This window comes from Staphylococcus sp. SA22, assembly GCF_054165785.1.
The window spans coordinates 1-13,852 of sequence record NZ_JBSZQY010000005.1; the positions used below are offsets into that span (position 1 = coordinate 1).

Genomic DNA, 13,852 nt, shown 5'->3' on the forward strand with positions numbered 1-13,852 from the left:
AATGTCAGTTCGAGGAATAAATAAAGTTAAACGAGAGCTAGGTTTTGTATTAATGGCACTTAATATAAGGAAAATAGCAGCTCAACGAGCTGTACATTATAAAATACATATCAAAAAAGCTGATTTCTATCAAATAATTAATAGAAATCAGCTTTTTACATTGCCTAAGAACTTAATGTCTCAAGCTCCTTCATAACTTGTATAAAAAGATCATTAAAAACGATTCATTATATGGTTCGTCCATTCAAAGTATATACTAATCTTCAACTTCGATATGATTAAAGCGATAATAGATACCATCCGGACCTTGTAAATTTAAATGTGTTGTTTCAGGATAATGAAAGTCAACAATTGCTAATCCATACGTATCAAAATTTTCTACACGTTTCGTTGCTGATACCCAATCATTCATGGCCAAATGTTGATAATAGCCATTCGATGCTAAAAATATTGAATAATCATCCATATATGCTGATTGCTCTAATCCAAAATAATCGAGGTAGTAGTCTTTTACCTCTGATAAATGAATTGTCTTAATATGCAACGCACCTATAATAGCGTCATCTGGAATACCTAACCATAACAATTTTGTTGCATGACTCACTAATCTCGGTACATTTAATGGTCTAATATCAATTTTTACTAAATCATTTTGCCTCGTCCATTGCGCTTCGTCTTTATCAACATAAAATTTAAAACCGTTTCCTTCCGGGTCTTCAAAAAATAATGATAACGAAGCAGGCTGTATACCTCCGTTAACTGGAATATCATATTCGCTTAAATGAATTAGTAAATTAGCTAAATCACTAATTTGAGGTAGTTTAATTGCGATATGAAACAGTCCCGCTTCTGACATTAAAGGTTCACGTCCATTTTGTAATTCAACAAGTGTAATGACATGATTATTTTGACCTACTTCATATTGTATCGATGTTAATGTCTCATTTATAATATTTAATCCTAATACGTCCTCATAAAATGGCTTTAATTCATTCTTATCTCTTACATTTAAAGTGATACCATTTACAAAGTTTGCGTTACTGTTATGATACATTCAATTAACTCCTATCAAATTCAATATCTGTGCTTACTTTTACTTAAAATTATCGCGAACATAATTGAGAATAGCAACTATAACGCATTTATAAGCTTCAGAGAATTTGTACCATTCCTGAATAATTTTTATTTTAGTAAATCACACATTTTTTTACACATATAACCAGTAACTCGGTCATTTTTTATTCGCAAAAAAACTCTCTTCATCATGTCAACAAAAACTACAACATGATTATGAAGAGAGCTTTAATTTATATCATCTGTATGAGTACTTTATACAATTTCAATTATACAAGTGATTTTACAACTTGTTGGCAACGTGGACATAGATGCGTCAATTCATCAACAGCACCAAGATCCTCTGAATAGTTCCAACATCTTTCACATTTTTCACCATCTGCATGTTCGATGACAATATCACCATGTTCATAAGCTGTTGCCTGATCATCTAACTTATCTACAACTTTAACTTGTGACACGATAAATAATTGATGTAATGCATCAAATGAAGTTAAGAATTCAGATGCATTAAATTTATCGTTACTAGCAATCGTAACTTTAGCTTCTAATGATTTACCAATAACTTTTTCATTACGAGCAGTTTCTAATGCACGATTCACATCATCACGTAAATTCATAAATGTACGCCATTTATCCAATAAAGCTTGATCTACTTCTACAACTTTAGGCATGTCTGCTAAGTGAACACTTTCTTCTTTAACATGTGGTGTATGAGACCAAACTTCTTCAGCTGTATGCACTAAGATTGGTGCTAACAACTTCGTCATATCAACTAAAATTTGATATAACACTGTTTGCATACTACGACGGATATGAGAATCACGTTGTTCAATATATAAAATATCTTTACCATAATCCAAATAGAAATTACTCAACTCAACATTGATAAAGTTTTGAACTTCTTGATAAATATTTAAGTAGTCAAAGTTTTCATAGTTGTTAATCGTACTTGCAGTAAATTCACGTAAACGATTTAGCAAGTAACGATCAACTTCTAATAACTCTGATTCAGGAATGCTATCTGTATCAGGATTGAAATCATTAATATTACCTAACATAAATCTTAATGTATTTCTGATTTTACGATAAACATCAGATGTTTGTTTTAAAATTTCATCAGAAATTCTAACATCAGCTAAATAGTCCGTACTACTTACCCAAAGTCTCGCAATATCAGCACCTTTTTGTTTAACCACTTGGTCAGGTACAATCACATTACCTAAAGATTTACTCATTTTCTTACCTTCACCGTCCATAACAAAACCATGAGAAAGTAAGAATTTATAAGGTGACACTCCTCTTGTAGCAACTGAAGTTGTAATAGAAGAGTTGAACCAACCACGATATTGGTCACTACCTTCTAAATACATATCTGCTGGGAAACTTAATTCCGGTCTTGTTTCTAACACGCCACGGTGTGATGAACCAGAATCAAACCAAACGTCCATAATGTCTGTTTCTTTAGTAAATGTACCGTTAGGGCTGCCTGGATGTGTAAATCCTTCTGGTAGTAAGTCTTTCGCTTCTCTTTCAAACCAAATATTTGAACCGTATTCTGCAAATAAATCAGCAACATGATTCACTGTTTCTTTCGTCATGATAATTTCGCCATTTTCAGCATAAAATACTGGTAACGGTACACCCCAAACACGTTGACGAGAAATAACCCATTCGCCACGGTCACGAACCATATTGTAAATACGTGTTTTACCCCAATTTACTTTGAAGTTTGTATTTTCGATTGCATCTAAAATATCTTGTCTTACTTTACTGATTGAAGCAAACCATTGTGGTGTAGCACGGAAGATTACAGGTTTTTTTGTTCTCCAGTCGTGTGGATAGCTATGTGTAATAAAGTCTAATTTTAATAGTGCACCTTTTTCTGTTAATAAATCAGTAACGGCTTTATTAGCTTTATCATAGAACATTCCTTCAAATTGGCCGCCTTCTTCAGTAAATACACCTTTATCATCGATTGGACTAATTACTGGTAATTCATATTTTTGACCAACAATATAGTCATCTTCCCCGTGACCTGGTGCTGTATGTACACAACCTGTACCAGCATCTGTAGTAACATGATCACCATTAATCACTAACGATTCTCTATCTAAGAATGGATGTTGTGCTACAACATACTCCAATTCTTTACCTGTGTATTCTTTTTCTAATTTGATTGATGCTTTATCCCAATCCAGTGCTTCTGCTACAGCGTCAGATAAGGCTTCTGCAATAATATATTTTTCGCCATTTACATTGTATTGACCATATTTTAATTCAGGATGAACGGTAATCGCAACATTTGATGGAATTGTCCATGGCGTTGTTGTCCAGATAATAAATTTAGCATCTGCATCAACGACACCTTTGTCATCTTTAACGTCAAATGCAACGTAAATTGATGCTGAACGTTTATCGTGATATTCAATTTCTGCTTCTGCTAATGAAGACTCACTTGAAGGAGACCAATAAACTGGCTTTTTACCTTTATAAATTAAACCTTTATCTGCCATTTCTCCAAAAATACGAATTTGTGCAGCTTCGTATTCAGGTTTTAATGTAATATATGGATCATTAAAGTCACCACGCACACCTAAACGTCTAAAATCTTTTTTCTGTAATTCAATTTGTTCTAAAGCAAATTCTTTACATTTCTCACGGAATTCAGCTGTTGACATTTTCTTACGGTCAACACCTTTTTTCGTTAATGCTTGTTCAATTGGTAAACCATGTGTATCCCAACCTGGTACGTATGGTGCATAGAACCCTTGCATAGTTTTATAACGTACAATAAAGTCTTTTAAAATTTTGTTCAAGGCATGTCCCATATGTAAGTTACCATTCGCGTATGGTGGGCCATCATGTAAAATGAATGTTTCGTTACCTTTATTTTTTTCTAACGCTTTATGGTATTGATCTTCTGCATCCCATTTTTCTTGAATTTGCGGTTCCTTGTTTGGTAAACCACCTCGCATTGGGAAATCTGTTTTAGGCATTAATAACGTTTCTTTGTAATCCATTTTTTTCACTCCTTAAAAATTTAAAAAACTCTAAGTTAAATTAAAAGGGACGATTTCTCGCGGTACCACCCTTATTAACTCAACTTAGAGTTCTCTCATTACATTATTTAAATATTAAAAAGCCAGTGATATAACATACATGCTTTTACTAGGCTCTCACCATTACCTAATTCGCTGTGAAAAGTTAAATGTATATTACGCGTCTGTCTTTATTTAATTCTTACTTCTTAGTTGTTTCTGAATCATTGGATTGTTGATTATTGTCTGATGTATTTGATGCATTATTTTGTGCATTTGCTGCAACTTCATCTGGCTTTAAATCATTTTCATGTAAATGATGAATATTTTCAAGTGTCACTTGTTCAGCGTCTAAATCATAATTCAACAAGTAATCCCAATCTTCGTTTTTTAATAAGTCTAATTGCGCTTCAACTAACATACGGAAACGCGATCTAAATACTTTTGATTGACGTTTCATATCTTCAGTTTGGAATGCTAAACGGCGTGCTTTTTCTACCGCATCACCAACCATTTGATTAGCTTGCGCTTCTGCCTTAGCTATAATCGCTTCAGCTTGTTTCTCTGCAGCTTGCTTAGTTGCTTCACCAGCTTTTTGAGCTTGTATCAAAGCATCACTTACAGATTGATGCACGTCTTGATAAGACTTAATATTAGTATCTCTCTCTTCGATTACTTTTTCAAGTTGTTTTTTATCTTCTTTAAGACGTTCAATTTCAGTGCTTAGTTGCTCCAAAAAATTAGCAACTTCAGTAGGTTCTAAACCATTCTTTACACGTGAAAACTCTTTATTCTTAATTTCATTTGGTGTAAAAGGCATTTGTTATCCTCCTTAAATCATTACTATTTGAATAATGTTCTATAGGTAATGTGCGTTTTATCTTTTTTAGTTTTACCACCTAAGTCAGTAATGTGTGCTCTACCAAAACCTTGGATGGATATTAAATCATTTGCTTGTAATTGAAAATCTGCTGAATCAACAATAGTGTGATTCACTTTAACACGTTTTTTTTCGATTAGTTGTTTCGCAATCGTACGTGATTTACGTATCATTTCTTTAATAACAACATCTAACCTTAAAGAACTAACTGTTGCACTTTCAATTTTCCAATTCTCATTAGATTGTATCATATCTGTTACTGGAATAGTATAAAGTTTAACTGATGCGCCTTTAATACGTTGTAATTCTAACATAATAAATGATTCCAATCTACTTGTCAAAACAAATTGAATTCGTTCATTCACAATTATATCTCCAACTTGTTCGCGTTCGATACCTAAAGACATTAATGTCCCTAAAATATGTTGATGTTTTAAAGTGACGAATTTTTCAGGATAATCTATTTCCATTAAAGTTAAATCAAAGTCACTTTCTTTAGGTTCATAATAGTTCGGCGAAATGATTGCTCTTTTTCTTTCAGCATTTAGCCCGCCATAAAAAGATACGATTAAATCTTCATAACTGCCACAAATCACTTCCAATATATATTGCCCTCTTGGATCTAAAAAATGCGTTAATACTGGTGCATAATGCTGTTCCGCTTGATCACATTTATCCGTTAGCTGATCAATTAATTCGTATTCTTCCTGTCTAAAGTGTTGATAAATATCTATGTTAATCCCTACCTTAAAAAAATTATAAAATACCATCTATTGCCCTTATATTCAGAAAAATACATATCAAAAACGAGGCTAAAGTATCATGTACCCTTGCCTCGTTATGTCGCTTAATTTATTGTAATTGAATTAAAATCCAATTAAAGATTTGGAGTAACCCTCTTTGGAATAATACTAAAACGATAATTGCAGCGATTGATGATATGTCGATAATTCCAATAGGTGGAATTATCTTTCTAAATGGTTGTAAGAAAGGTTCATATATTTTCGCTAAAAAATAACCTACCTTAGTTTCTCTAATACTTGGTACCCAAGATGTAAAGAAATATATAATCATGCCGAAATAATAAATTTCAACAACAAAAAGGATAAATTTAAATATTGTAGCTAGCACATTTATATCCATATGTTAACTCCTTAGTCGAATGAATGTTCCATATTTTCAATATGGTCTGTAATGCTTCCAGCTACTTCCACATTATCAGGCGTACATAAGAAAATATCAGTACCTACACGTTGGATATCTCCACCGATTGCATAAACAGTACCGCTTAAAAAATCAATAATTCTTTTCGCTGATACTTTATCAATACGTTGTAAATTGACAAGTGTCGCTCGGCGGTTTTTAAGCTCATCAGCAATATCTTGTGTATCTGAAAAAACACGTGGTTCGAATAAACACATTTTTGAACTTTCTTGTGATGCATTGTTTGGTGTAGCATTGTTCATAGTTACAACATTACGTGAATTATTTTTTGAATAATTAGACATACGGTTATTCCTTTCTTCTGACGTTGTTGTATATCTTGATGCAGATTTTTGAGGGACTGATTTGATTGCGTTTTGTTTTGTTGTTTGTTGTGACTGCTCTTTTGCTGGCGCTTCATTTACCTGCTGTTGTTTGTCAGGTACTTCTACTTCCTCTTCATCATCTATTACAAAAAATCCACTAAATAAATCTTTTAAAGCCAAGTGGCTCACTCCTCTTCTCCTACAAGTTTAGTCCCAATTCTAACAAACGTTGCACCTTCTTCAACTGCAATAAGATAGTCATTACTCATTCCCATTGATAATTCATCACAAGGCGCATATTCTAAATTGAGTCGTTGTATTTCTTCTTTTTTCAAACGTAACTGTTTAAATAACGATCTAATATATGCTTCATCATCTGTCAATGGTGCCATCGTCATTAAACCTACAATTTCGATTTTGTCATATTTTTTAAGATCATCTATAAACTGATCAACATCTTCTAAAGCAATACCATGTTTAGAAGCTTCTCCCGAAACGTTCACTTGCAAGAAACATTTAATTTTATGTTCTGCACGTTTGTTAATTTCTTTGGCTAAGCTCAATCGATCTAAAGCATGGAAATAATCTACGTCGTTTATAACGTCCTTAACTTTTCGAGATTGTAATGATCCTATAAAATGGATCACCGCATCTGATGGTAATGCTTCTTTCTTTTGAAAAAAGCCTTCCAATCTATTCTCACCAAAATGTCTTATTCCAGCCTCATACGCTTCTTTAGCTCGCTCTATTGTAACATATTTTGTAACTGCAATCACGTTTGGTTTTGTTGAAAAATTATTTTTTTCACTTTTGTCATTAATTTGTGTTGAGATTTGTTGTAAATTATCTTTCACACGCAAGCATATCTCCTCCTTGTTTACTGTTGACCAATGAATGCTAACATGCGTCCTGTTTGACCTTTTTCTAATCGATAAGAGAAAAATAATTCTAAATGTTCAGATGTAGCATACGCTGTCGTATAAATATTTTCTTTAGGAACACCATAATTATTTAATAATGCAGCATTGGCTTTTTTCAAATCAATACCATGACGATCTCGTCCTCTAGTTTCAATATAGTTTGCACTATCAATTGGCAATGTTTCAAATTTATTTTTAATATCATCATTAATTTCATAACTTGGTGATGTAGATGGTCCAATAACAACATGTAAGTCTTTCAAATCAAAGTTCACATGTTTTAGCACTTCTTTTACAATTTCAGTATAGGTACCACGCCACCCTGCATGCGCCAATGCAATAAAATGATGTTTTGTACTATAAAAATATACTGGTACACAGTCTGCATAACACATCGTTAATAAGACATTACTATCATATGTGTACATCGCATCAATACCATGAAGCGCATCAGTTAAAGTGTCTATATTTGTGCCTATATCATCCTTTGTTATACAAGCGACTTTATTTTCATGTGTTTGGATGGGAAACACCCAATTTTTTCTATCAAACGCAATTTCTTCAGCTAATTGCAATTGATGTTGAGTAATATTATATGGGCGATCATCAATATATCTCGCCATATTAAAAGAATTTTTAGGATAGTCACTTAAACCATCGCCTCTAGTTGTAATACCTAGAGTAATACCTTGTTGTAATAATTCTTCATATATTAAATGATGCGGTTGCTTTTTAAAATTATCATTCACTCGATCGTCACCATCATTTCATTTAAATTATCTTCGTCTAACTGTACAAAGTTAATAATTATATAATATAACATTTATGTTTAAAGTTAAAATGTTGCGCAAATAATTTTTGACTTAATTTTGACACGATACTTAAACACTTTTAATGACTTCGAAAAACTTAAATGTCCTTCTACATGTTCTAAAATTAGTAAAAAAATCATCAGATATGTTATCTGATGATTTGTGTTGAATTATTTGTGTATATATATTAACCGATTAACGTCTTGTTCTTCTTGAACGTCTTTCTTCTCTATTTCTAATGAAGCTAGGAATATCATCTTCTTTAGTTGTATGTGTTCTTTCACTTACACTATCAGTTGCTTGTGCATTTGATGAATTTGAAGTGAATGATTCATCTTTAGAAGTTGCATTGCTAGAAGTATTTACGCTTGTTCCGAATCCAGTGCTACCAGATTTACGACCATGTGATGTTGGTTTGTCATCAAAACCAGTTGCAATAACTGTTACAACAATCTCATCTTGTAATTCAGGATTAATAACTGTACCGAAAATCATATTAACGTCTTCATCTGCAGCATCTTGGACAATATCAGCAGCCTCTTGTGCTTCAAATAATGACAATGACTCGCCACCAGTAATATTCATAAGCACACCTTGTGCACCAACGATAGATGTTTCAAGTAATGGAGAAGAGATTGCTTTTTTAGCAGCTTCTACCGCTCTATTTTCACCAGAAGAAACACCAATACCCATTAATGCAGAACCTTGGTTAGACATAATTGTCTTAACGTCTGCAAAGTCTAAGTTTACTTCACCAGAAACAGCGATTAAGTCTGAGATACCTTGTACACCTTGGCGTAACACGTTGTCAGCTTCTTTAAATGCTTCCATCATTGGCGTAGATTTGTCAACGATATCTAATAAACGGTCATTTGGTATAACGATTAATGTATCTACTGCAGCTTTCATAGCTTCTACTCCAGCAGCAGCTTGAGTTTGACGTTTACGTCCTTCAAAACTAAATGGACGAGTTACAACACCAACAGTTAATGCGCCCATTTCTTTTGCAATTTTAGCAACGACTGGTGCTGCACCAGTACCAGTTCCGCCACCCATACCAGAAGTAACAAATACCATGTCTGCACCTTGGATTGCATCTTCAATTTGCTCACGAGATTCCTCTGCAGCTTTTTTACCGATTTCAGGATTAGCTCCTGCTCCTAAACCACGTGTTAATTTTTCACCGATTTGGATTTTAGATTCAGCTTTAGATAAGTTTAAAGCTTGACCGTCTGTGTTGATAGCGATAAATTCAACATTATTCATTCCATGGTCAATCATTCGGTTTACGGCGTTGTTACCGCCACCACCTACACCAATGACCTTTAAAGTCGCTAAATGATTAAATCCTTGTTCAAATTCTAACATTTAAATTTCCTCCTAGTTTTATTGGCCAATAATCATTCAAATAGAGATTTCATTAGTTTTTTGAATTTACTTTCTTCTTTATCTTTGTCTTGAACATGTTCATGATTCTGTTTATGTTCCTGATGATTATCTTCTGATTGATAAATTTCTTCATCTGTAGACTCTACTTCATTTTCATGAGTATCTTTTTTGTTTGTTTTACGTTTAAACCAATCAAATCCGCCTAATTTAGATTCGTTATCTTTGTCTTTCACATCAATAACATCTTCTTCAGTTTCTTCATTATCATGATAATTAATTGTAACATAATCTAATAACTCATCAAAAGCGATACTACTAGAAATTGTAGAAATTGCTGAAGAAAATTCAGGTTTTCTAATTCCCATTTGTGATGGCGTGTGAATTCTAACTTTTTCACTTACCATATCTGATAATAATTCTTTTACGCCAAGTAAGTTTGCAGATCCACCAGTTACAATAAACCCACCATTTACTTTTGTTAATCCTAAATCTTGTAAAACATCAAATACTTCGAAGAATATTTCTTCTACACGCGCTTCAATAAAGTCACTCAAATCTTTTTGAGTATACTGTACTGTTTCATCACTATCAACCTGTTCAACAGTGAAGATATCTTGATCTGAAGCAGAATCATAGAATGCATGACCGTATTGGTGTTTAACTTTTTCAGCAGTTTCATAAGAAGTGTTTAACCCTTGTGCAATATCGTCTGTAATATCACGCCCTGCCATTTCGATAGAATCAGCATCTACTAATTCACCGCGTTCATAAAAAGCAACTTGCGTAACGTCTTCACCAATATCAATGACACATGCACCTAACTCTTTTTCAGTAGCTGTTAGGATTGAACCGTAGTTATATGCATCAGAATAAACATCTAATACATCAACACCACATGCTTCAACGCATTTAATCATATTAATTAAAATCGATTTTTGAATAGCAATTACGCCTGCTTCAACCTTTAATGAATGTCTGGCAATTAATTCTTTAGGGTCTGAAACCTCATTTTCTTTATCGACTATAAAACGAATCGGGAACACATTAATTACTTCTGTTTCTTGCACATCATTTTTTTCTCTAATACCTTCTAATACTTTTTCGATATGTGAACCGTTGATTTCTGTATCCTCATAAAAGTCGATTTCATTTGATTCATCATAAACTTCCGTTCCAATGATAGGTAATTTCAGGAAAACTTCTTTAATATCAACACCCGAAGCGATTGATGCCTTTTTAATTGTGTCTTTGATTGCTTGACGCGCAATATCAAAATCATCAATTAAACCATTTTTTATACCGCTCGTGTAGGTTTGTCCTGTACCTATCACATTTATACCATTGTGAAATTTCTCGCCTACTATTGTTTTTACGCTTGATGATCCAATATCAATACTTACGTAGTAATGTTCTTCCATAGATAGGCACCTCCTGACAAATTACTATTAAAAAATACACTATCTTTAGTTTACAATACGTTGAATGGCTTGTGAACTATAAACATAGACAATATCAAAATTTTTTAATTATTCTTACTTGATTGTTTGTTAATTTTGTTTAAAACGCTTTGTAATTCTTCTTTTGCTTGATTTTCCTCTTGAGATGATTTAGTCACATTTTTATCGCTTTCTGATTGAGTAGACGTGTTTCCACGGTATGGGATAAATGAAGCACCGACTGATAAATCAATATAGCCTCGTGTTTTTAGTTTACCCGAACTATCTCTTGATAATGATTGTGACATCTGCGGATAATATTTCATTTTCTTAGATATCGTCGAAATATCACCGATTACTTGAAGTCCATCCGTCGTAAACAATTCAATTCTGCTTTGTTTGTTTTTACTTGGGGCGTATGTCACTTCGGCAATATATCGTCTAACTTCAGGTGTCATTTCAGATAACGCCTTAATCATATCATCTTCTTTTGTACCTTTGAAACCATCCATGACAGGTGCATCATTAATTTTGACATCATTTGAACCTTTAAGCAATTTACCATTTTCTAATAAAGGTAAATATTTACCTTTATATTTCACTAAAGCAATAATTTCATTTTCTGTGATATCTACGTTTAATGTGTTTGGTAATTGCTTGTGTATCTCAACACTTTTGATTAATGGATCCTCTTCGAGATCATTAATAGCATTTTTTTTACTAAACGTATACATCCTTGAATCATTTTTAACACCTAAAACTTTGTTTATCTTTGAAGTACTAACGTGATTATTTCCATTTATATTTACATGCGCAATTTTACTAAGTGGTGAAAACATGTAAATTAATATAACAGCAATCAACAATACCAATATTGTAATAACACTGTATTGGATTCGCTTTTGTCGCTTACGTCTTAACTTCCGCTTTTCTTCAAGTGTTAATGGTTTTAATTGTGTTACTTTGCTTTTTCGTTCTTTTTTCGTTACTGTTTCCTCATCATTCAAGTCGCTATTTTGTTCATTAGGAGCTGATTGAGGTTGTTCGTTGTCGACTGCAATTCCATTCGATTCATTATGGTCGTCAATTTCTTGATTATATCTATAATCCTCATTTTCATTATTAGAGTCTGTAGAATCATCGATATTATTATTATTCGCATGACTAGAAGCAGAATCATTATTTTCATCATTGCTTTCTTCTTTTTTGAAGTCTTTATTTATCAAGTAAATTTCTTCATCAAAATCAGCTTGTTGAGATGTATCATCTTTATTTTGATTAGAAAAATGTGTAGCCTTTGATCTTTTTCTTTGCCGTCTTTTCTTAGATGTATTCCTCGTAAATAATTCTAATTCATCTTTATCTTCATTTGATTCTTGTTGATCGTTCTTCGTTTTATCATCCATCAATACTCACACCCTTTAATAAGATGGTAAATGGGCACGGAATCTTTCAATAAATTTCTCTCCACGCTCTTCAAAAGTACTATATTGATCCCAACTTGCACAAGCAGGTGACAATAATACAACATCATTTGGTTCTATAATATCTTGTACTTTATCAACAGCGTCTTCGACATTGTTCGCTTCAATGACCGATTTCCCTTGACTATTACCTAGTTTAGCAAACTTAGCTTTCGTTTGTCCGAATACAACCATCGCGCGAACATTTTCCATATAAGGAATGAGTTCGTCAAATTCATTCCCTCGATCCAAACCACCACATAACCAAATGATTGGTTGATTAAATGAATTTAAGGCAAACTGTGTTGCTAGCGTGTTTGTTGCTTTGGAATCATTGTAATATTTATTAGTTCTATTAGTACCAACATATTGCAATCTATGCTCTATTCCTGAAAATGTAGTTAAACTATCAATAATTGCTTTAATAGGTACACCAGCTAAAATACAAGCAAGCACAGCTGCTAATATATTTTCTAAATTATGTTCACCAGGCAATACTAGATCTTCAGTGTTAATAATACGAACACCTTTATAAACGATAAAACCATCTTTAATATAAATACCATCAACTTCTTGTTGAGTTGAGAAATACAATGTCTTAGCTTTTAATTCTTCCGACTCTATCACTTGTCTTTGATGATAATTACAAATCAAATAATCTTCTTCCGTTTGATTTTTATATATTTGCTTTTTAGCATTTTGATAGTTTTCTAAATTTTCATGGTAATCTAGATGCGCTGAATAAATGTTAGTAATTATAGCAATATGTGGTTTATACTTTTCGATTCCAAGTAACTGGAATGACGACAACTCTGTAACTAAATAATCTGTAGGTTTTACTTCTTGTGCTACTTTAGATGCAACATAACCAATATTGCCGGATAATCTTCCAGTTAAGCGACTTTTTTTAAACATATCTCCAATTAGAGAAGTAACTGTCGTTTTACCATTTGTACCCGTTACAGCTATGATTGGTGCTTCAGAGATTAGATAACTTAACTCAACTTCTGTTAAGATTTTCAAACCTCGTTTCACTGCTTCATCAATAATAGATACTGTATAAGGTATTCCAGGATTTTTAACAATTATTGGATTATTATCAAGTAATGTTAATGGATGACTTCCACTTACAACAGAAATGCCCATAGATTCTAAATCTTTTGCATGAGCATCTTGCGATAAGTCTTTCCCATCATTGACAGTCACATTCGCACCTAATTTACTTAATAATTTAGCTGCTTCATAACCACTTTTTGCCAAACCGACAACTAATACATTTTTATTTTCTAACCCTGTGTAATTAAGCAT

Annotated in this window: 12 protein-coding genes and 1 pseudogene; 1 reads left to right on the forward strand and 12 read right to left on the reverse strand. The window is 32.8% G+C overall.

Annotated elements, in window-relative coordinates:
* A pseudogene (locus ACXQH5_RS05860) lies at positions 1 to 196 on the forward strand (IS5/IS1182 family transposase); the annotation flags it as partial.
* Positions 197 to 256: 60 nt separating this feature from the next.
* Here ACXQH5_RS05860 and ACXQH5_RS05865 read toward each other — a convergent pair.
* The 12 genes from ACXQH5_RS05865 to murD form a co-directional block, all read right to left on the reverse strand.
* Positions 257 to 1,054, reverse strand: coding sequence for a VOC family protein (locus ACXQH5_RS05865; protein ID WP_000274850.1), 798 nt, complete (start codon positions 1,052 to 1,054; stop codon positions 257 to 259).
* A 289-nt stretch (positions 1,055 to 1,343) separates the two neighbouring features.
* Entirely contained in the window at positions 1,344 to 4,097 is a 2,754-nt protein-coding gene (gene ileS / locus ACXQH5_RS05870) for an isoleucine--tRNA ligase (RefSeq protein ID WP_000384697.1), read from the reverse strand.
* Between the two features lie 220 nt (positions 4,098 to 4,317).
* Positions 4,318 to 4,935, reverse strand: coding sequence for a DivIVA domain-containing protein (locus tag ACXQH5_RS05875; RefSeq protein WP_001117062.1), 618 nt, complete (start codon positions 4,933 to 4,935; stop codon positions 4,318 to 4,320).
* 23 nt (positions 4,936 to 4,958) lie between these two features.
* Positions 4,959 to 5,765 carry a YlmH family RNA-binding protein gene (locus ACXQH5_RS05880; RefSeq protein WP_000232496.1) on the reverse strand — a complete coding sequence of 269 codons (807 nt, stop codon included), beginning with the start codon at positions 5,763 to 5,765 and terminating at the stop codon, positions 4,959 to 4,961.
* A gap of 82 nt (positions 5,766 to 5,847) precedes the next feature.
* Positions 5,848 to 6,138 (reverse strand): YggT family protein, encoded by a 291-nt coding sequence (locus ACXQH5_RS05885; protein WP_000354111.1) that lies wholly within the window; start codon positions 6,136 to 6,138, stop codon positions 5,848 to 5,850.
* Positions 6,139 to 6,149: 11 nt separating this feature from the next.
* The gene (locus ACXQH5_RS05890) at positions 6,150 to 6,713 is read right to left on the reverse strand and encodes a cell division protein SepF (RefSeq protein WP_000018608.1); all 564 of its coding nucleotides are present in this window, start codon (positions 6,711 to 6,713) and stop codon (positions 6,150 to 6,152) included.
* Positions 6,710 to 7,378 (reverse strand): YggS family pyridoxal phosphate-dependent enzyme, encoded by a 669-nt coding sequence (locus ACXQH5_RS05895; RefSeq protein WP_001548498.1) that lies wholly within the window; start codon positions 7,376 to 7,378, stop codon positions 6,710 to 6,712. Before ACXQH5_RS05895 ends, ACXQH5_RS05890 begins: the two co-directional genes overlap by 4 nt.
* A 23-nt stretch (positions 7,379 to 7,401) precedes the next feature.
* Positions 7,402 to 8,193, reverse strand: coding sequence for a peptidoglycan editing factor PgeF (pgeF, locus tag ACXQH5_RS05900; protein WP_000999351.1), 792 nt, complete (start codon positions 8,191 to 8,193; stop codon positions 7,402 to 7,404).
* A 258-nt stretch (positions 8,194 to 8,451) separates the two neighbouring features.
* Positions 8,452 to 9,624, reverse strand: coding sequence for a cell division protein FtsZ (gene ftsZ / locus ACXQH5_RS05905; protein ID WP_000888997.1), 1,173 nt, complete (start codon positions 9,622 to 9,624; stop codon positions 8,452 to 8,454).
* A 32-nt stretch (positions 9,625 to 9,656) separates the two neighbouring features.
* The gene (gene ftsA / locus ACXQH5_RS05910) at positions 9,657 to 11,063 is read right to left on the reverse strand and encodes a cell division protein FtsA (RefSeq protein WP_000391032.1); all 1,407 of its coding nucleotides are present in this window, start codon (positions 11,061 to 11,063) and stop codon (positions 9,657 to 9,659) included.
* Positions 11,064 to 11,167: 104 nt separating this feature from the next.
* Positions 11,168 to 12,487, reverse strand: coding sequence for a cell division protein FtsQ/DivIB (locus ACXQH5_RS05915; RefSeq protein ID WP_000342180.1), 1,320 nt, complete (start codon positions 12,485 to 12,487; stop codon positions 11,168 to 11,170).
* A 15-nt stretch (positions 12,488 to 12,502) separates the two neighbouring features.
* Positions 12,503 to 13,852: a UDP-N-acetylmuramoyl-L-alanine--D-glutamate ligase gene (gene murD / locus ACXQH5_RS05920; RefSeq protein WP_000935991.1), complete on the reverse strand. Its 1,350-nt coding sequence runs from the start codon at positions 13,850 to 13,852 to the stop codon at positions 12,503 to 12,505.

What these genes read in the sequence shown, in the direction of transcription:
- ACXQH5_RS05865 (WP_000274850.1), bottom strand. Translation starts at nt 1,054, where the DNA reads ATGTATCATAACAGTAACGCAAACTTTGTAAATGGTATCACTTTAAAT.
- ileS (WP_000384697.1), bottom strand. Translation starts at nt 4,097, where the DNA reads ATGGATTACAAAGAAACGTTATTAATGCCTAAAACAGATTTCCCAATG.
- ACXQH5_RS05875 (WP_001117062.1), bottom strand. Translation starts at nt 4,935, where the DNA reads ATGCCTTTTACACCAAATGAAATTAAGAATAAAGAGTTTTCACGTGTA.
- ACXQH5_RS05880 (WP_000232496.1), bottom strand. Translation starts at nt 5,765, where the DNA reads ATGGTATTTTATAATTTTTTTAAGGTAGGGATTAACATAGATATTTAT.
- ACXQH5_RS05885 (WP_000354111.1), bottom strand. Translation starts at nt 6,138, where the DNA reads ATGGATATAAATGTGCTAGCTACAATATTTAAATTTATCCTTTTTGTT.
- ftsZ (WP_000888997.1), bottom strand. Translation starts at nt 9,624, where the DNA reads ATGTTAGAATTTGAACAAGGATTTAATCATTTAGCGACTTTAAAGGTC.
- ftsA (WP_000391032.1), bottom strand. Translation starts at nt 11,063, where the DNA reads ATGGAAGAACATTACTACGTAAGTATTGATATTGGATCATCAAGCGTA.
- ACXQH5_RS05915 (WP_000342180.1), bottom strand. Translation starts at nt 12,487, where the DNA reads ATGGATGATAAAACGAAGAACGATCAACAAGAATCAAATGAAGATAAA.
- murD (WP_000935991.1), bottom strand. Translation starts at nt 13,852, where the DNA reads ATGCTTAATTACACAGGGTTAGAAAATAAAAATGTATTAGTTGTCGGT.